Source organism: Roseivivax lentus, from assembly GCF_900156805.1.
Classification (GTDB): domain Bacteria; phylum Pseudomonadota; class Alphaproteobacteria; order Rhodobacterales; family Rhodobacteraceae; genus Roseivivax; species Roseivivax lentus.
Genome location: NZ_FTOQ01000005.1, coordinates 1 through 18,340, shown reverse-complemented (window position 1 = coordinate 18,340; position 18,340 = coordinate 1). Strand labels below are relative to the sequence as shown.

Here is an 18,340-nt window from a genome sequence, read left to right as displayed (position 1 = left end):
CGGCCTCTCGGGCGATGCTATCGAAAGTGCAGCGGCGGGTGTAGCTCAATGGTAGAGCAGCAGCTTCCCAAGCAGAACGTGTGACTGTCAGAGAGTTGCATTTCATTTCTAACATTTTCATTATAAACGATTAGTACTCGCACTCAGCATCATCTGATTGCGCTCGGTATCGCATAGTTTCCGACAAAAAGCAGACAAAATGCCAAAGCTCACAGAGACCTACGCCGCCAAGCTGCCACCTGCAAAGTCCGGCACTGACAAGCACTGGGACAGCGAACTCAAGGGGCTCGTCCTCTTCGTCGGGAAGCGGTCGAAGACCTGGTACTTCCAGAAGGACGTGGGAGGGCAGACACGCCGGGTTCTGATCGGCCGCCACCCCGTGATCTCGGCACAGGTCGCAAGGCAGACCGCCATGGGGCTGGCACTCGAGATGTCTCGGGGGGCCGGGAAGTCCCTCCAGATAGGGGCTCCAACTCTTCAGGATGCAATGGAGGCCTACCTGGCCCGACCGAAGCTCCGGTCGGAGGCGCACAAGGACGGTATCCGCCAGCAGTTCGATCTGCATCTCAAGGACTGGCTTCGGCTACCGCTCGACGAGATCACCAAGGCGATGGTCGCACACCGCCATCGCTCGATGGCCCACATCCCATCCTCTGCCAACCACACGTTGAAATACTTCCGGACCGTCTGGAACCATGCGCGCAGGGTCTACGACCTGCCGGAGTCCCCGACGATGGCAATCGAATGGTACGACGAGACACCAGCCGGGACGATCATCGTGGACCTGCGCGCCTGGCGCCGCGAAGTCGACGGGCTCTACAACCCGATCCACAAGGTCTTCTACGAGCTGTTGCTCTTCACCGGGTTCCGCAAGGGTGAGGCTCTGACCCTCGAATGGCGGAACGTGCTCGAGGACCACCTCCACCTGCCGATGACCAAGAACGGCCGCAGCTTTGATTTGCCAATAACCCAACGACACCACGAGATCCTTGCACCAATGCGCGGACTGGATCGGCGCTGGGTCTTTCCATCTCCCAAAGGCCCGGACGGTCGGCTCTCGACGCCGCAGCGGATGTCATGGAGCCCTCATGCCCACCGGCGCACCTTCGCGACAGTCGCCATGGAGGCCGGGGTTCTCGAGGAGATCGTCGGACGGCTCCTCAACCACACGCCACTGTCGATCACCGGTCAGCGATACGCCAAGCCGTCGCTGGACGCACTCCGCCCTGCCATGGATATTGTGTGCGTGGAACTGGACAAGAGGTTGCGCATCAACACAAAGGGACATTGAAGCAGATGGAACACATCTCAGATTGAAGCTCTGACTGAATTTCGCGGCCCTCAATTACTTGTCAGTTGAGAGAATTACTTCAGTCTTGACGCTCAACATTCCTCTGTTTGGCACTGGAATTTTGCAAGGAGATCATTTTGCGGGTCAAGGTCGGTGACGAAACGAGAATTGTAGAGCTTCAGGACGGCATCGAGCTCCTTGAGAGCGGAGACGCAATCTTCGCTATTGACCAGGTTGATCCACCATTCGAAATCATTGGCGTACTCAAGGAGCGCCTCAGGAACCTCGATGTGCTGGGCGCCCCTCTCAATCAGCCCAATTTGCAAGAGGCCATCGGGAAAGCCCTCGTTCCGCATGGTATCAGACAGAGAGCAGTCCAGGGTTATCCCGTTCCCTGGAAGAGTCTCGATAATAATTTTCGGGAAAACATCAGCCGGAAACTGCTCTTCCGAGGCCCGGGGTTTCTTGACTATACAGAGTTGTGTGAAACCGCTTGGCATTATCACTTCAGGTCGCCTCGTTGCAACGATCTCGAAATTTTCAGCCAAAATTGTTCGATTGATTACGAGTTGGAGCATGGTCTGGCATATGCGGCAGATTTCTCGGGAAGAGATCGCTTGGCTTATAAGGTCGTTGGCAAAGATTGGCGATCGTTTCGATTTGAACTCGACAAACTGTCACATCAGGTCTCCGTTGCCATCAAGAAAGCGCAGGACGACGGTCGGATCATACTCACGGAGAATTCGCCCGGTGGAGAGCGCCTGGTGCCACCGTCCCAGGCGTCACGACGTTTGCCTTCAAGGGATCTGAAACCTTTCTACCTCCTCTCTTCTGAGCTGCCTGAGATCGTGCTCAGTTCCTATCAGAGAAACTCCCGAGAGAAACTGCGCGCTCGGTCTTGGCTGGAACGAGTGGAGGAGCAGGTTTGCCGAGGCGAGTTGAAAGCAAGATACGAAGACCGCATCGCAGTCATGATGACGAAGTTCAACCTCACGAAATCGGCAGCTAAGAGCGTGTATTCCGACTGGCGGAGCGGCGACGAACCCGTTCGGAGGGGGAAAGCCTCAGACTACATGACCATGAATCAACTATATGAAATAGAATAATAAAAATTACTTCTGTCCAGCAAAATGAGGTCTTGGCAGTTTTTTTCGCGGCGCGTGTTGGCGATGTTGAAAGCCACTCAATGCAAGTGGAGTCAACACGATGAGCAGCAACCAACTGGACAATGATCGCCTGCTGACGCGGAGCGATGTTGTCGAGATCTTCGCCATCCCTCGGCGCTACCTGGAACTCGCCGTTTCCCGTGGCGACGGCCCGCCCATAATCCGCATTGGGCGCCTCGTTCGCTACCGTGTCTCCGACATTCGTGCATGGATCGCTGACCAGGAGTGGAAGCCATGACGAAATCGATGTTTTTCCCCCTTTGGAAATGGAAACTTGTGGAGCGAGTATCTCGCGATCCGAAACTTTCCCGCGGAGCCGTTCGCCTGTTTGTTAATCTCATGACGCACCATAATACAAAGACTGGGCTTACTTGTCCGAAGCAGGAACTTCTCGCCTCATATGATGATTGCACAACCAAAACGATTAGAAATCAACTAACTGAGTTGAGGAGTGCCGGATACATACGGACAAAGCGCGCTAAAAAAAATGGCAACCTCCACTATCATTTCATCAAAGGGAGCGGTAGTGAGCTTCCGGTCGGACAGGAAAAATGGCGCAACTTTGACCGGAAACAGGGTTCCTACAAACCAATGAAGGAACCAATTAATATAACCAAAGGCAAGCACACGAAAGGCAAAGGCGATGAAAGCTCAACATTCTTTTCGAGGGAGAGGATCAAGGCACTGATCGAGAAAGCAGTTACGGAACGCTTCGGTGTATATGAAGGGTATGGCTTGCTGCTTCTGCTGGTCGAAAAGGATCCTCAATTTCTTGAGATAACAATTGATGATATCCAGGCCGGAGACAAAGATATAAAAAACCTTGAAGACTTGTTTTCGCATCTGGAACTCCTTCAGCAAAATCAATACGGCAATAATCCAAAGGGTGACGATACATGAACTATGTGCCTGCCTCGGTTGGGTCCTTTCCTAGTGCTTTTTGTATGGGGGCGCCCGAAGGGCAGGGTTTTCCTCATGCTAAACAAATTGGAAAGCCTTCACTTGGAGTTGGTAGGGCAGGGGCCGCAGAAGCCCTCGGCCGACCCATTCGAACCGCTGGGCGCCGGTCAGCTGGAAGCTTCAAGCTGAAGGCGGTTGGAAAGCGCTTATTTCTGCTGCTTTGGCTCAAGGGGAAACTTTCGTCTCGCGAAACCCAACGACGGCGTCCGGATGGCGCGTCTGGAGCCCTACTTCCCAAAGTCCCAGGGCAAGCCACGCGTCGATGATCGGCGCGTCCTGAGTGGGTTTATCTTTATCAATCGTAATGGGTTGCGCTGGCGAGACGCACCGAAGGACTATGGGCCTCACAAGACGCTATACGTTGGAGCGATAAGGCCGTCTTCGCGAAGATGATGGCTGGACTGGCCTCCGAACACGGCGAGAAGAAGACCGTGATGATCGACGCCACCTACCTGAAAGCCCATCGCACGGCGTCCAGTCTGGGCGTCAAAAAGGGGGGGGCGCGGCCGCCGCGACGGATCGCCTGATCTAGAAATCGTAGTGCCTGTCGCGTCTGAGACCGGGACGGACCAGTAGGGCCTGCCACGAACCATTGAGGATGGTCCGACAATTGCCTAAGCCGCCGCACGAATATCCGGAACGCGGTCGTTTTCGTAGCAGGGAAAATTCTCGTTCAGGAGGGGCGGATGCCCAAGCCTGCATGGACCCGCGACACCGTCCAGGGCCGCCTGAAGGCTGCGATTGTACTCTTTATTCACCTCTTTACCCCAATAGCCTTTTGGAGGGTAAATCCCCGTACTTACTGCGGTAAGACTGAGCGAACCGGCTTAAATGGTTGATACCGCAGGCAAACGCGATATCCGTAACGCTGGAATATTCGCCGGACGTGAGATGCCGATGCGCCGCATCGAGGCGAACGGTCGCGAGAGCCCGGCTCGGCCCCACTCCCATCACCTGCTTGAAAGCCAGCTCTAAGGTCCGTGTTGCGACCCCGGTGGCCTCAGCGATTTCAGAAACGTTCACGATCGTTGCGTAGTTCTCGTGGATATATTCGAGGGCGCGACTCACATGGAGATATGATCGACCGGTCCCATGTGCCGGACCCAGCCGAACATCATCGCTTGCAATAAGCATATCGGCGATCTTCGAAAACAGAATATCTTGCCACCTAAGTCGATGAGATTGCTTTTTAAATGAAGGCGCTCCTCTCGCGATCTCACTGTGTACTGACTGAATGAGATGTAAAAACTCGACGGCCTGGGGTTTGCTTTTGGGGTCGATCCGGATTTCCGATCTGGACAGGGTTTCAGCGTCCCCCGCCTTCATACCCTCCCTTTGCAAAGCTTGCGACAGCAGGCTCGGGGCAAAGAGTAAGACGATGGACCAATAGGGCGAATGTGCCGAATGTGTTTCGACCCGTGTGATCCGTTGATTGGGCGGAAATAATGCAATGTTGCCGGAAGGCAGTCGTGTCCGGCCGACTTTGGTTTCTGTCGTCAGCAGTCCATGTAGTGGCAAAAGAAGAGTGGAGTGGGTGACTTCGGTCACGTCCACCTGGTGCCCCGTGGACACCACGTCAGCAACCACGATATCAGGAAAGCGAAATCGAGCGACCCTCGCAGTCGCGCCTTGGCGCTCATCCAGACGAAGCGCGTTCTTGCTGCTGAAAAGGTGCCCGCGTCTTTCTTGGATACCGTAAGCATGACGGCTCACTTCTTCAAAGAGTGTCTGTCGCGGAAGCGTATCGAGCATGGATTCGATGACCAAAAGTGACCCTTGGGGAACTCCCCCGTGTGACGAGATTAGATTGCAGAGTTTGAGGGACCAAGCCTTTCTCAAGGTACGGGGCCAAAATTCAAAACTTCTTAGCGTTGTCCGGAAAAATTGTCGGTTTGCGGAAATTGGATAGTGGTTGCGATCTGTGGATAGACGCGACGCAACGCCCTGAATACGCTAAAATTCTACGTTTGAGGGGCGGTGGAACTTTCTGTGCCGGACGATCGGGCCAGCCAGAGCAATACCACCTTCGGATTGGCAAAAAATCGCTGGGCCGTGGTCGAAAGAACGAGCCATGTTCTGTCTATTTACTGCGAAGGAGAGGCCTTACGAGAAAATGGATGATCTCGGGTCTGTCGTTTGCTGTTTCGCCCCTTTGAACATCACCTGGGTACTTGCCAGTACTGAGGCTAAAGCCGGAGAGCGCGAAGCGATCAAAGGCTGCACAGGGCGGCCAGGCGCGGTGACTTGCGGAGATGGCGAGCAGGTTTCGAGCTCTCAAGCTTCCGAAGCGGCCACGATTTCCGAAATGCGCGACACGCGCGGCAACTCTTGGCCCTGCCTTGCTTGTTCCGACAAAACCGTCGCAGAGCTTGCTCCCCTTAAAGAGGGCGTATGCCACCATAACGGTGCGCGTCGTGTTCGGTGTCACAGGAACCGCTCCGAAAATTGTGCTCAAACTGCACAGAGGACAACTTAATGCATATCGACCTGGCACACGCTTTGGTGGCCGCAGTTCTGATCTTCGCGACGATCTGGGGAATGGAGCGCGCCGGTCTCTATGTCCGCCACAAAGAAGGCGGGCCACGTTTCAGCTGGCCGCTGTTTTTCGCGATTCTTGTAGTGATGACTACCCTCAATCTGATCTGGCCGTGACATCGGCCAGTATGGACAGCAGCTCGACGAAGGGAAGAACAATGACAAGGGATACAAACGATAGACGGGCGATCTCGGCTGCTTTGGCGCTCTCGGCATTCACCTATTTCGGCACCACGCCACCGGCGCAGGCTCAAGACACCGTGCCGATCCAATTTGAACGCGGCGCCAGCGATGCAGATATCAATGGCACGATCATCGGTGATGAATATATCGACTACGTGGTCAATGCCCGAGCCGGCCAGTCCATGGTCGTCGCGCTTGACGTTACCGGGACCAATGGCGACGGCAGCGCCTTTTTCAATATCGTGCCTGCAGGACAGGATTTTCCTGCGCTTTACAATGGCAGCACCGACGACGACCAGCGCGCCGAAGTCACGTTGCCGGAAAGCGGCGACTGGGCGATCCGCGTCTACCTGATGGGCAACGATCGGGATACCGGCAAGACGGTCGGCTACGCGATCAATGTCTACATCGGCGAAGGCGAAGCCCGCGCCACCCAGCTTCCGAGCATGAGTCGCATGGAGCGCGTGCGCTTCGAGGCGGGAACGACCGGGGCCGAACTTTCCGATCAGATCCCGGCTGGTGCGTCCGTGACCTACATGCTCGGCGCGAGTGCCGGACAAGACCTATATTTCCGCCTCGCGGCCAACGGGCCGGGCCTGTCTTGGAAGCTGTTCAATCCGGACGGATCGCTGCTCGATGAGGCCGGACCGGAGCGGGAATACCGCGGCGAGCTCTGGCAGAATGGCGACCACAAGGTCGAGGTCACCAATTCCGGCAACGCAACGCAATCTTTCAACGTGATCTTCGGTGTCGAATAGATCGGCATCTCGGCTTCAACAAAGTGTCTACAACAGGAAGGGACAGACATGACCAACACGATCAAACTCATCGCAGGTGCCGCTGCACTTGTCGCGCTCGCTGGCTGCGTGGAGGATACCAGCTCCAGTGCACCGGCACAGGGAATGCCCAGCGTCGGCAGTTCGAGCGATCTTTCGTCTTTCGAAGGCGCGCGCGCCGGTCAAGCCGAAGGGGGCCTCATGGCGCTGGGCTATGAGCCCATTCGCAGCCAGGGGCTGACGACCTACTGGTTCAACCGCGCCACCGGGGCCTGCGCCGAGATCGTCACCTCCGATGGCCGGTATTCGAGCGTGACCATGCTGCCCGCGGGGGATTGTTAATGACGCGCAGGCTGCTCGCGGCGGTTGGCGCCATAAGTTCCGCAGTGCTGCTGTCGGCATGCGTTGAGGACACCGGCTCAGGCGGATCCATGGGGGCGATGCCCTCCGCCGAAGAACAGGTCTGCCTGCAGCGCGTGAGCCAAGAGACCAATAATGGCGATGTGACGCTTCTGGGATCCTCCTTCTCGCAAGCCGGGACCGAAGTGATCGTCGGTGTCGGCCCGCAGATGGCTCGGTGGCAGTGCATTGCCTACTCCGATGGCACGACGTCTCGGCCCATGTCGCTGACCAACGAAGGGACGCTCTGAGCGCGCCCGCCCATCGCGCCCGCGGGGCGCGGTGGGCGCACATCCCGGTTGGGACCGCATCACGGTCACCGCTGAGGACTCAACCAGAGGTCAGCGCTTTGACGGCATGAAACCGTGCGCAACGAAAAACGCGTTGCGTTGACCGACTGGCCTGAAGCGGAACGAACATCGAAGGAAGGCGACGGGAATGGGGCGCAGTATTTGCAGATGGGTCCTTCGGACTTTCATCATTCTGTATGTGATCGCGATCTTCATTCTGTTGGTCGGGACGTTCGGCTGGTTCGGACAGGAACGCGACCCTCTGTCGGGTATATTCCTTCTGCCGCTCGGGCTGCCATGGAACTTGTTTCTGGACGGGCTTGGGGACTCTCTCCGGCCCTGGGCGGCTGCTGCAGCGCCGCTTCTGAATATTGTCATTCTGAGGTTCTTGTGTGTGCGACTGTCCGTTTGAGGACCGACCAAACATCATGAAGGATGAGAGTTATGGGAAAGATTATCGCGGCCGGTATCGGCCTTGTCGTGGGCGCAGTCGGCGGCATGATGCTGGGTGGCGGAGCCTTGATGGGCGCTGGCGTTGCGACCGGTCTGTCTGCCGGGATTTGCGCCACGGTTCAGGCGGCGCAGGAAGAGGGCATCATGACCGCCGAGCAGGTTGATCAGGTGCTGACCCGGGCGTCGCAGGACTTGGGGTCGAGCGAAGTGGTCTCGGATCCTGCAGCAATGGTTGGGACCGCCGACCAATGCCAGAGCGTCATGGACGCGCTCGTGGCGCAAGCGGGCTGATACATTCTCAAGGATGCCGCCCCGCTTCTCGGGGTGGTGCGCGCCTGGCGGTGTATCTTACCTCGTCATCGCCAGGCGCAATTTCCACGCAGGGCCAAGTGCATGAAACGCCGATGCGCGATTGGATAAAAGCCGAAGGAACATCTTGATGACGAAACTCACACGCCGGAGCTTGCTTGCCACTGGAGGCTGCTTCGGTCTGACACTGATGGCAGGCCCCACCCTCGGGCAACATGTCTACAAGGAAATCAGCGCGCTGGCACCGGGCGAGTTCACCTGGCACCCGGAACGGCAGCCGCGCGGCCCGGTTGCGGTGATCGTGTCGCTGAATGAGCAGTTGGTCCATGTCTATCGGAACGGCGTGCGGATCGCTGTCTCCACCTGTTCGAGCGGCAAGCCGGGACACGAGACGCCGACGGGCGTGTTCGTCGTGCTTCAGAAGGACCGGGATCACCGCTCTTCGACCTACAACAATGCGCCGATGCCCAATACGAACCGGCTGACCTGGGACGGCATCGCGCTTCATGCGGGCAAGTTGCCGGGCTATCCGGCCTCGCATGGTTGCGTGCGCCTGCCGCTCAAGTTCTCGGCGCTCCTGTTCGACGTCACGCATCTTGGGACGCCTGTGATCATCGCGGACGAGCATCATTTCCCGATGGATGTCGCGCATCCCGGAATGATCCTGTCGGGCTATGCCGATCAGGAATTCGAAGACGTCCTGGCGACGCTCGAGCCGCGCAAGCACCCCTCGGACTGGGAGATTGACGACGGCTATCCAATCACATCGATGATCGCTTCCGCCTATGACCAGAAGATCGCGATCCTTGAAAACGACCGCGAAGTCGCCGAGGGGCCGCTCATCTGGGACGGCGAACCGCTTGGCTCGCATGTCTACGTGCTGAAGGGGCCGCATGACGCCGCCAAAGGCATGCATTGGGAAGCACTGACCTATTCCGGCAGCGATGGCGGTCTGCACGATCTGCGGCGGGTGCGCACCGACAAGGCCTTCTCGGAGGTGATCAAGCAGTACGTGCATCCAGGCATGATCTATGTCTTCACCGATCTGCCCCTGCATCCGGACAGCCGGTCCGGCCGTGACTTCGTCATCATGTCGTAAGGAGGGCAGGATGTTTCACGCAACATCTTCCAACGTTTTAAAGCGCTCGGGCCGCCGCATCGCATTGCGGACCGCCGCACTTGGTTCGGTCCTGTTCCTCGCAGGATGTCTGCAAGGCCCGATGGCAACGGAAAGCACCCCGGACCAGGGTGTCGTCGTCGCAGATATCGCGGTCCAGGCGGCGGAGGAATGATCCGGCGGGCTATGCGTCGTGCCATCGCAAAATGCGGTGAGCGCCTCTCACACAGGCAATCATGGCTTGCCGCTGTGCCGCTGCTTCTGAGTGCGGGACTTGCCTCAGCGGATACCACCTCATGGCGGATCGCATCCATCAATGGCGTGGCCGCTCAGGGAGAGACGGAGCTACAATTCTCAGCTGACGGTGGCATCAACGGCTCCGCCGGATGCAATCGCTTTTCGGGATCTGCGCGCATTATCGAGGGCGCATTGATCATCGAGGCGCCTCTTGCCACGACCCGGATGGCCTGTCCCGACACAGCTTCGTCGACGCAGGAGGACACGGTTCTACGCCTGCTAAGTGATCGCGTCACCATCGACTTCGATCCGGTGGCTGAACTGATGATCCTGACCCGTGAAGCCGACAGGATTACCCTCGCGCCGATCGTGGCCGGCAGGGACCGGAGCGAGGGGAATCCACCCGGCGTGTTCACTGCGGGATACGTCAACGTATTCGGCCTCGAGGGTCCGCTGAACATCCGGCAGGAGGCGACAACCACATCCGCAATCGTTACCCGCGTTCTGGCCGGGACCCTGCTCCGCAATCTTGGGTGCGAAAGCCGCGAGGATCGCGACTGGTGCCAAATCTCCTTCATCGACGCCTCCGGGCTGACCGGATGGGCGGCTGCCGAATATCTGCAACCCGCGCCCGCGCTGGTACGCGCGAAGGATGGCGTGTTCGACCGGATCGGCGGGCTTTCCTGTTCGATACCGCAAGACGGCTCGGCACAGGACTGCGATTTCGGGCTGGCGCGCGACGGCGGGCATTCCGCCGCATTGATGATTTACCGACCCGATGGTGGCACCTCGCTCTTGGGCTTCATTGACGGGCGCTTTTCTATGGCCTTCGAGGATGGCGCACCCATCGCGGGTTTCGAAAGCACGTCAGAAGGCGACACGTTGACAGTAACCGGAGAGGGCGCGCGATACGAAGTCCCGACGGCGCTCCTCGAACACACTTTGGAATGAGGGCAAAGCGCGGGCACGTAAGCGTGGAAGGTTCGTCCGGTTTTGCGCGCGCTGGCATCGATGGGACGACCAGCGCGCGGATCGCAGGCCTCGACGTGGCGCGCGGCGTCGCGATCCTCGCAATGATCGCCTTTCATTTCGTGCGCGATCTCGAGCTCTTCGGTATTGTTGCGCCGGGCACTACGCTGACTGGCGGCTGGGCCATAGCCGCCCGCCTGATCGCGGGCAGTTTCCTGTTTCTCTCAGGGGTGAGCCTGGCGCTGGCGCATGGCAGGGGTATCCGCTGGCGCGCCTTCCTGCGACGTGTCGGTGTGCTTGCTGTGGCGGCGGCGCTTGTGACCGGGGCGAGCTACTTGGCGATGCCCGACCGCTTCATCTATTTCGGCATTCTGCATGCCATCCTTTTGGGCAGTTTGATCGGCGTCTTGTTCGCACCGCGCCCGGCTACCCTCTCGGTCTTGGCGGCCGGCGCAATCCTGCTGCTGTGGTGGGGGTTCGGCAGAGCGCTTGATCTGCCGGGCTGGCTGGATTGGACGGGGCTCGCCACAAGCCCGCGCCCGGCGCTCGATCAAATCCCGGCCTTGCCTTGGCTGGCCCCGGTGTTCATCGGTCTGGCCAGCGCCAAGATCGTGCAGAGTCTGCCCAGCCCGGGCTGGCACCCACCTGCCCTGATCTGGCTCGGGCGGCACAGCCTTCTCGTTTACCTGGTGCATCAGCCGCTCTTGATCGCTGCTATCTGGATCGTCATCCGACTGCTTCCCAGCTGAAGCTTAACGCCAAAGATCCAAGGGCGCGCGCACCATGCCCCGCGAACCTGCAATCCCGAGCATTCAGAGCAACCACTCGATCGGCAGCAACCCGATGATCGCCAGCGCGATCTGCGTCGACCAGTTCGCCCCGGGCTCTTCCTGATAGACCTCGATCCGGTCATCCGAAAGTGGCTCCCGCCATATCATTTTGCCCTCCGGCGTCAGGCCCGGTTGATAGCTGACAGTGGCAAGCGGACCATCGAAGGCGGTAGAGACCTTTTCCGCTATGGCCGGGCTATCGATCAGAAACCCCATTTCGCAATTCAGAAGAGCCGATCGTGGATCGAAATTGAATGAGCCGATAAACACGCGCTCCTGGTCAATGGAGAACGTCTTTGCATGCAGGCTGGCGCCCGACAATCCGAGGGGCAGAACCTGTAGGTTCCGCTCAGGGCTCTCGCCGCGGGACTTCAACTCGAACAGGGAAATACCGCTTTCAAGCAGTTCGCGCCGATACCGGGTGTACCCAGAATGCACGAGGAAGACATCGGTCGTATCGAGGGCGTTGGTAAGGATTTGGACCTCGACCTCTTGATCGCGGAGATCCGTAAAAAAGGCGGTCCCCTTCTGACCCGGCACGAAATAGGCAGAGGCAAGATCGAGCCGCGTGTTGATGTCGCCGAGGATGTTGCTCAGCCGCGAGATCATCAGTTGATCCGCAGACGCGATGCCTTGCCCCTTGATAGGATCGTCCGCCACGACCTGAACCCTGGTCCATTCCAGATTGGCGGCCCATTGCTCTATCCGCGCCAGGCTGTCTTGCGCGCCTTCGAAAACGTCCTTGGCCGCAGACGTTGCCGTTATCACCCGTACGCGCTCATCGAAAGCTGCAAGGTCGCCTTCCCCGTCAACGATCTGCCCAATCTCGAAGACCGAGGGCGCATTCCAATATTGATCGAAGATATCGGCGGTCTCCGGAACGACCGCTCCGGTCGCAATCGCATCCATGTCGAGATAAAAGATGTCCTCTCCGACCCGGAAATATTCATCTCCGATATTCCGGCCTCCAATGATCGAAAAAGCGCCATCTGCAATCATTGACTTGTTGTGCATCCGGCGGTTCATTCGGAAGAAGTCGAACGCATATCCGAGCAATTTTGGAGACCGCACCGTCGACGGATTGAACAGTCGCACCTCAAATCCATCAACGGCGCTTAGAGCGGCAAGGTAGGCGTCCATGCCGGGAACGCCGTTGTCGTCCACGAGAAGCCTAACGCGCACCCCGCGCCGCGCCGCACGATGCAGTGCATCCAGTAAAATCATGCCCGACACATCGTCATGCCAGATGTAGTATTGCGCATCGATCGAAACCTGTGCCGCATTGATAAGGGCAAGTCGGCTGGTCAGCGCGTCGTCGCCTCGAGCCAGCGGGTGGATGCCGGTCATGTCCGAGCCGTTTTCTCGAATGCCTCGCGCCATTAGGTCGCCAAGAAACATGCCTTCCGCAGCCGGAATAGCATTGCTTTCGGTTCTTCCGGAAAGGTCTGGCAATGGAAACATCAGACGCAGAGCCACGACACTAACGAAGAGCAAGCCAGACAAAACGGCGAGCAATCTAAGAATACGCATCTTGTAATCTCGATATATGGATAATCTGACTGCCTGCATTTTCAATATCATGCTCACTGGAAGGGGGAAATCCAGAGGCCTGCGCTCACGGCCAGCCCTTTGCGGTAAGTGGTGCAGATGATCGATACCAAGCCTCGGACCGCGGGCGCCATTTCGAGGCTAAGTCACATTCGGGGGCGAAAACAGCGTTTGGTACATTGGGCGTATAGTTCTGAAAAACTCTGCTGCATGAAAATCTCCTTTCAAACTTGGAATATTGTTCTCTGGATGGCCTGATTCGTGGGATCGCGCTTCAAAACAGGAGCTTTCGCGGGGTGATTTCCCACTAATTCGGATACTCCGAGCGAAGCGGCGAGTTTTTCAACAGAATGGGCGGGAAGCGATCTTTCACTGCGCTTGCGTGCCAGCGGGCTTAACGTCCAGACAGCGAACTTTTTGAAGAGGCTTGCTCATCTTCGACAACAAATGCTTTGCATCGAGGCGAATTCGGTCGAGCGCCGCGCGCACCGCGAAATACTTCTTCATGTTCCGCGCCGATCGTCAGGATCTCGGCCGAGAAACGAACCTCCGCTGCTATCTGGCCCTACGGCGGACGGAGATCAGGCAGTCGGCATGGCGCGGATGCAAGGCCGGAAGATCACGGGCCATAAGATCGACCGATCCTGCATGGCGGAGCGCGCCTTCGGTTGCGGTCTCGTCGCCAGCGGCGCTTCGCCGCTTTCCATGACCGCTCGCGATGCATGACCAGGGCGGGCCGTCGTCGCGCGACGCAAAGCGCGGCTCGGCATGCGCCGCCTGCCGGCCAGTCGACCGAGTGATATGTTGCGATGCGAGCGGCGGTACTACCGGCTGAGGCGCATGACGCACCTGTGTCGCGCTTTGAGGCGTCGCAACGACGATCTGCGGCCGCGGCCGCGGCCGCTGAATGGTCACAAGCGCCGTGCCGGGCGGCGTGGCTTGGCCTGTTATTGGTGGGATCTGCATAGGCACGGCGACAGGCTGCGGGCTCGGGATCGCCATCGGCACCTGTCCGGGGATCGCCTGCGGGACGGGTGTCGGAACCGCGCCGACACCGCTCACACCCGGCCCGGGCGTGCCTTGCGGCACGGGGCCAAAGCCGGTGATCGTCTGACCCGGCACGCTTTGGACGATGATCTGCGGGACCATGGGCGGCACGGCGACAGGCTGCGGGCTCGGGATCGCCATCGGCACCTGTCCGGGGATCGCCTGCGGGACGGGTGTCGGAACCGCGCCGACACCGCTCACACCCGGCCCCGTCGTGCCTTGCGGCACGGGGCCAAAGCCGGTGATCGTCTGACCCGGCACGCTTTGGACGATGATCTGCGGGACCATGGGCGGCACGGCGACAGGCTGCGGGCTCGGGATCGCCATCGGCACCTGTCCGGGGATCGCCTGCGGGACGGGTGTCGGCACGGCTCCGGTGCCGGAGATGCCCGGCCCGGGCGTGCCTTGCGGCACGGGGCCAAGGCCGGTGAAAGTGTCAAGCGGGTTGGGACTAACGGGTACGAGCGCCGGTAGCTGCGTCGATGTTGCCGTCTGCCCGCCCATAGGTGGCAGCTGGTTCGAGGTCGGCACGGTCGGTGTACTCGTCCCGCCAGTATCCGGCGTCTGGGGTGCGCCGCAATTTGCCCCCGCATGTTTGTTGCCGACGCCTTGGCACCAGCCGAACTGGTTGCCTGTCGCGTGGACCTGCGGCGCGGAGAAGACCAGCACAAGAAGTCCGGGCAGCAATCGCTTGGTCATGGCATCACCACGTCTTTGTGAGAGAGAAATAGGCGGCCGCATCGCCCGCGCGTGTCGATGGCCCGTCGATGAGGGGCGTGTCGATCCGGCTTTGAAGGGACATGCCGCCCGTAAACTCTGCGTCGAGCCCGAAGCCGACCGACGCGAAGGTCTCGGCACCCGTTTCGCTTCCCGACGCATCCCGGTTCTCGATATGGCCTGCATCGAAGAAGGCGAAGGGGCGGAGCTGGGTTATGGAGGGTGTCGCCGGAAACAGGTAACGGCCGGCCTCGAGGAAGAACGATGCGCCGCTGTCGCCTTGTGCTTCGGCGAAAAGATAGCCGCGCTCGTCGCGCCGGCCGCCAAGATAGAATTCCTCGATCCCCGGCAACCGATTGTTCGAATATTGTCCCCAAAGTTCGGCGCGCACGGCGCTGTCGGGACCGAACCAGGTCACCGGGCGCTCAAGCCCGACCCCGCCACGAAGGTAGGCGAAGGTCTCGTCGCCGGGATCAAGGCCCGGCGCGTCGGTATCCTGGCGTCCGGCCGTGCCGCTGAGGGCGACCTCATAGGCACCGCCGCCGGGCAGCGTCTTGCCGTAGATCCAGGAGGCGCTCGCGGCATCGACCACGCTGTCGAAATCCGTTGCCGGAACATCCACCTCCGAGCCGGAGCGGCGCAGTTCGAAGAGTGCGTAGCCATATGTCTCGACATCGCGGATCACCGGATAGCCGAGAGCCAGAATGGCCGTGTCGCCGCGTATGTCCGTGGCCTCCAGCGTTGCGGTCGCATCACGACGGGCGGCGACATTGGCAAGGTACAGCTCGCCATAGGCCCCCGATCCGCCGAGCGGCATACGATAGGCCGCAGCGCCCCAGACCGAGCTGTCGCCGCCGTCGAAGTCCTCGGTGAGGGACAGATCGAAACGCAAGAGATCACCGGGCGTCACGGCGCTTAGGAATGCTTGGGAAAAAGTGAGCGTGGCGGCCTCACCGATCCGGCGCTCGGGATGATCGAGCGTGACGGACCCGAAGGCCCGGTCTTCGGGGCTGGCGATGAGGCGCAGGCGCGCGGCACCGATGGGATCGGGATAATCGACTTCCGCCGTGGCAGAGATGGATTCTATGTCCTCGATCAGCATCAATGCGCGCTCGAAAGCGGGTAGCGTCACAGGTCCCGGGCGCGTGAGCGGCTCAGTATAGCGGCGCGCCAGCTCGAAGGTGGCCGCATCCATTCCCTCGATCGAGATCTCGCCGATGCGGCCTTCGTCCACAACAAGCGTCTGCCCGTCCTGGGCGACGAAGGCTTCGGCAAGGAAATATCCATCCTCGCGGTAGATCGTCTGAAGGGTCAGGGCAACGCTCTCGGGAGAGACCGCGCCGTCGCGCTGGATCGTCTCGAGCGTCGCGAAAGACAGCAGCTCCGTTGGGTCATAGACCGTGACGCCTTCCAGCGAAAATGCGACCGTCTGCGCGAGCGCCGCTGCTGGCAGCGCCATCCACCCCCCTGCCAAGGCCAATATGGGTCGCATTGCAGCGCTCTCCTTCGGAAATGTCCCTATTCAGAATTGTACTGGCCAGAATGCCCGTCCCCGGCATCTGATCAATCGAAAGTCGAACCCGGTGCGGCCTGTCGGCGCAAAGCGCGGCAAAGCGGCATCACAGGCTGCGCAATATGTTCCGATTGGTCCGCGGAGTACGTGAGGCGGCCATCTAATTGTCGGATTCCGCGGCACTGCCCACGATGCCGGTCACACCGAAACGAATGTTGCTCATCTTCGCTGCGCCCTAAGGGCCTACATGCGGCCCGCCCGAACCCGGCAAATGGCCGCAAAAACCGCGAGGTTCAGGCCCGGTGCCACAGGATGGCCCAGATCGCGCCCGGAAGCGGCAGCACCGTCCAGGGCAGTCCCAGAGGCATGAGAAACACGCCCGCAAGCGGATCACGCTCTTGTCCGAAAAGGCCGAAAGTGCCGACCAGCAAGAGCGTCGAGGCCACAGCCCAAAGCGCCGTAAAGCCGATGACGAGCGCGCGGCAAAGCCTCTTGCGGGCGGTGCCGCGCGCCGGGCTCACAAGGTGCCTTCGCTGCCCTGGAATTCGACCGACGGGTTGCTGCCATCGTCGCCGACAAGACACCGCCAGGGTGCGCCATTGGCCCCGACCCGCATGTAGACCGCGCTGTTTGCCTGCGAGAATTCCGAGCCGACAACGGTGACGCCACCCTCGGTCTGCGATGCCAGAAGGTCACGGCAGGCCGTTACGGCAGCATCGCTCGCGCCGAAAGTGCCTTCGATAAACGGTGCGCTTCCCGGTGCCGGGGCCATAACCGGCTCGCTCATGGCGCTCGTGGTGTCATCGCAGGCGGCGAGGGCTGCAAGTGCCGCAATACCGATGAAAAGTCGTGAGGCGTGAATGATGGTCTCTTTCTTAAATTATGTCGTATGCGCGAACGGCGCTCACTCGATCCCGAAGATAACCGAATAGGCTTGACCGGTGCTCGTGCGGTTGATGACCTCGACGGTGTGATCGCCCGACTGCCAGAGTTGCCCGCGATATTCGAGATCGGCGCTCACCCGATCCAGAAGCGCCGAGCCGTCCGGATTTAAGATCTGGTAATCGAGCGCCGACCCGTCGGCGGCGACACGCACGTAAAGGTCCTGCTCCGCAGCCGCGCCGAGCACATATTGCTTGGCCTCGCCGGGGGCGAGGCTGTCGCGAAATTCCGTGCCACTCGAGCCTGTCGGAAAGCTGACGCGAACGGGGCCCGCGTCTTCCATCGAACCCGCTATGGCACCGCCGTCATCATCGGCTGCGTCCGTCACGGCAAGCTCTTCGACCGTGCCATCCGAATAGGCAAGGCAGCGCCAGACCGTGCCGCCGCCGTCGCGAAGCATCACGAGCGTCGCGGCTTCGGAGAATTCCGAGCTGATGACGGTTCCTGTCTGCCCGTCCGGGCCGCCAACAAGCCGCAGTTGATCGATGCACCCGTCGATCGCCTCCTGCTCCGCAGCCAACACCATATTGCCGGCCAAAGCGAAAGCCATGCCGATAACCAGTCTTTTTGTTGCATGTCTCATCTCGTGGTCCTCCTCGACGCCAAACGCGCCTTTTCCAAAATACTTTGCGGTCATCTTCCCGCTCGAGGCAAAACATTCGTGTGAGAAGTCAGTGGTCGGCCGCATTTGCGGATATGCCCCCAGGTTCCCCTACCGCGGTCAGGCGAAGGCGCTGACGACCGCTTCTCGAGCCGAATACTTTTGAAAGATGCTATAGTGGTCCGAGCGATGTGAGATTCTATCGTCTCCTCGCGTCAAGTCAGGCGGACCGACATTGATGAGCTACTTCGTATCTACGACTGCGTCTCCCGAGATTGGCATTGGGCCGTGAGCGGCTGCCTCTGGTCGAGTGCTCGAGCGAAAGTTTTTGGCCAGTCGTCATGTGTCCGGTGGTTCGGGCGGATTCCGTTGAAAAACTCCTGTTCGCGAGCGCAGAATATTGGCGCTCGTGATTGGCTCAAGCGCCTTTCCCTTCAGGCGTTTCGTGGTTTCTGCG

At 59.7% G+C, this 18,340-nt stretch carries 21 protein-coding genes and 1 pseudogene; 14 read left to right on the top strand and 8 right to left on the bottom strand.

The window, feature by feature from the left end; all coding sequences use genetic code 11:
- The first annotated feature begins 199 nt into the window (after positions 1–199).
- The 5 genes and pseudogenes from BW990_RS10570 to BW990_RS10540 form a co-directional block, all read left to right on the top strand.
- Complete coding sequence (locus tag BW990_RS10570) at positions 200–1,291, top strand: tyrosine-type recombinase/integrase (RefSeq protein ID WP_076448015.1); 1,092 nt, start codon at positions 200–202, stop codon at positions 1,289–1,291.
- Between the two features lie 107 nt (positions 1,292–1,398).
- Positions 1,399–2,397 carry a hypothetical protein gene (locus tag BW990_RS21330; protein ID WP_143526152.1) on the top strand — a complete coding sequence of 333 codons (999 nt, stop codon included), beginning with the start codon at positions 1,399–1,401 and terminating at the stop codon, positions 2,395–2,397.
- Between the two features lie 100 nt (positions 2,398–2,497).
- The gene (locus BW990_RS10555; RefSeq protein WP_076448012.1) at positions 2,498–2,695 is read left to right on the top strand and encodes a helix-turn-helix transcriptional regulator; all 198 of its coding nucleotides are present in this window, start codon (positions 2,498–2,500) and stop codon (positions 2,693–2,695) included.
- Entirely contained in the window at positions 2,692–3,357 is a 666-nt protein-coding gene (locus BW990_RS21325; protein WP_076448011.1) for a helix-turn-helix domain-containing protein, read from the top strand. The genes BW990_RS10555 and BW990_RS21325 overlap by 4 nt, the downstream gene beginning before the upstream one ends.
- A 270-nt stretch (positions 3,358–3,627) precedes the next feature.
- A pseudogene (locus BW990_RS10540) lies at positions 3,628–3,917 on the top strand (transposase); the annotation flags it as partial.
- Positions 3,918–4,179: 262 nt separating this feature from the next.
- Here the strand turns inward: BW990_RS10540 and BW990_RS21015 are convergent.
- Entirely contained in the window at positions 4,180–5,169 is a 990-nt protein-coding gene (locus tag BW990_RS21015; RefSeq protein ID WP_143526151.1) for an AraC family transcriptional regulator, read from the bottom strand.
- A 723-nt stretch (positions 5,170–5,892) separates the two neighbouring features.
- Here BW990_RS21015 and BW990_RS21820 point away from each other — a divergent pair.
- The 9 genes from BW990_RS21820 (at position 5,893) to BW990_RS10485 (ending at position 11,434) form a co-directional block, all read left to right on the top strand.
- Positions 5,893–6,069: a hypothetical protein gene (locus tag BW990_RS21820; protein ID WP_159441628.1), complete on the top strand. Its 177-nt coding sequence runs from the start codon at positions 5,893–5,895 to the stop codon at positions 6,067–6,069.
- Between the two features lie 83 nt (positions 6,070–6,152).
- Positions 6,153–6,893 carry a hypothetical protein gene (locus BW990_RS22095; protein WP_076448007.1) on the top strand — a complete coding sequence of 247 codons (741 nt, stop codon included), beginning with the start codon at positions 6,153–6,155 and terminating at the stop codon, positions 6,891–6,893.
- A 48-nt stretch (positions 6,894–6,941) separates the two neighbouring features.
- Positions 6,942–7,253 carry a hypothetical protein gene (locus BW990_RS10520; RefSeq protein WP_076448006.1) on the top strand — a complete coding sequence of 104 codons (312 nt, stop codon included), beginning with the start codon at positions 6,942–6,944 and terminating at the stop codon, positions 7,251–7,253.
- A complete protein-coding gene (locus BW990_RS10515; RefSeq protein ID WP_076448005.1) occupies positions 7,253–7,561 on the top strand; it encodes a hypothetical protein in 309 nt (102 codons plus the stop codon). The genes BW990_RS10520 and BW990_RS10515 overlap by 1 nt, the downstream gene beginning before the upstream one ends.
- A gap of 483 nt (positions 7,562–8,044) precedes the next feature.
- Positions 8,045–8,344, top strand: coding sequence for a hypothetical protein (locus BW990_RS10505; RefSeq protein WP_076448003.1), 300 nt, complete (start codon positions 8,045–8,047; stop codon positions 8,342–8,344).
- 208 nt (positions 8,345–8,552) lie between these two features.
- Positions 8,553–9,461: a L,D-transpeptidase gene (locus BW990_RS10500; RefSeq protein ID WP_234990218.1), complete on the top strand. Its 909-nt coding sequence runs from the start codon at positions 8,553–8,555 to the stop codon at positions 9,459–9,461.
- Between the two features lie 10 nt (positions 9,462–9,471).
- The gene (locus BW990_RS21815; RefSeq protein WP_076448001.1) at positions 9,472–9,654 is read left to right on the top strand and encodes a hypothetical protein; all 183 of its coding nucleotides are present in this window, start codon (positions 9,472–9,474) and stop codon (positions 9,652–9,654) included.
- A gap of 11 nt (positions 9,655–9,665) precedes the next feature.
- Positions 9,666–10,667 carry an META domain-containing protein gene (locus BW990_RS10490; RefSeq protein WP_159441627.1) on the top strand — a complete coding sequence of 334 codons (1,002 nt, stop codon included), beginning with the start codon at positions 9,666–9,668 and terminating at the stop codon, positions 10,665–10,667.
- 23 nt (positions 10,668–10,690) lie between these two features.
- On the top strand, positions 10,691–11,434 hold the full coding sequence (locus BW990_RS10485; RefSeq protein WP_234990217.1) for a heparan-alpha-glucosaminide N-acetyltransferase: 744 nt from the start codon (positions 10,691–10,693) through the stop codon (positions 11,432–11,434).
- 63 nt (positions 11,435–11,497) lie between these two features.
- Here the strand turns inward: BW990_RS10485 and BW990_RS10480 are convergent, their stop codons facing one another.
- From BW990_RS10480 to BW990_RS10455, 7 genes are all read right to left on the bottom strand, one after another.
- Positions 11,498–12,991, bottom strand: a complete 1,494-nt coding sequence (locus BW990_RS10480) for a phospholipase D family protein (protein WP_234990216.1) — start codon at positions 12,989–12,991, stop codon at positions 11,498–11,500.
- 441 nt (positions 12,992–13,432) lie between these two features.
- Entirely contained in the window at positions 13,433–13,570 is a 138-nt protein-coding gene (locus BW990_RS21810; RefSeq protein WP_159441626.1) for a hypothetical protein, read from the bottom strand.
- A gap of 48 nt (positions 13,571–13,618) precedes the next feature.
- Positions 13,619–14,809 carry a hypothetical protein gene (locus tag BW990_RS10475; protein WP_143526150.1) on the bottom strand — a complete coding sequence of 397 codons (1,191 nt, stop codon included), beginning with the start codon at positions 14,807–14,809 and terminating at the stop codon, positions 13,619–13,621.
- Between the two features lie 4 nt (positions 14,810–14,813).
- Entirely contained in the window at positions 14,814–16,286 is a 1,473-nt protein-coding gene (locus BW990_RS10470) for a ShlB/FhaC/HecB family hemolysin secretion/activation protein (RefSeq protein WP_076447998.1), read from the bottom strand.
- Between the two features lie 347 nt (positions 16,287–16,633).
- On the bottom strand, positions 16,634–16,861 hold the full coding sequence (locus BW990_RS10465) for a hypothetical protein (protein WP_143526148.1): 228 nt from the start codon (positions 16,859–16,861) through the stop codon (positions 16,634–16,636).
- Positions 16,858–17,127, bottom strand: a complete 270-nt coding sequence (locus BW990_RS10460; protein ID WP_234990215.1) for a hypothetical protein — start codon at positions 17,125–17,127, stop codon at positions 16,858–16,860. The genes BW990_RS10465 and BW990_RS10460 overlap by 4 nt, the downstream gene beginning before the upstream one ends.
- 117 nt (positions 17,128–17,244) lie before the next feature.
- Positions 17,245–17,919 (bottom strand): hypothetical protein, encoded by a 675-nt coding sequence (locus BW990_RS10455; protein WP_143526147.1) that lies wholly within the window; start codon positions 17,917–17,919, stop codon positions 17,245–17,247.
- Between the last annotated feature and the right edge of the window lie 421 nt (positions 17,920–18,340).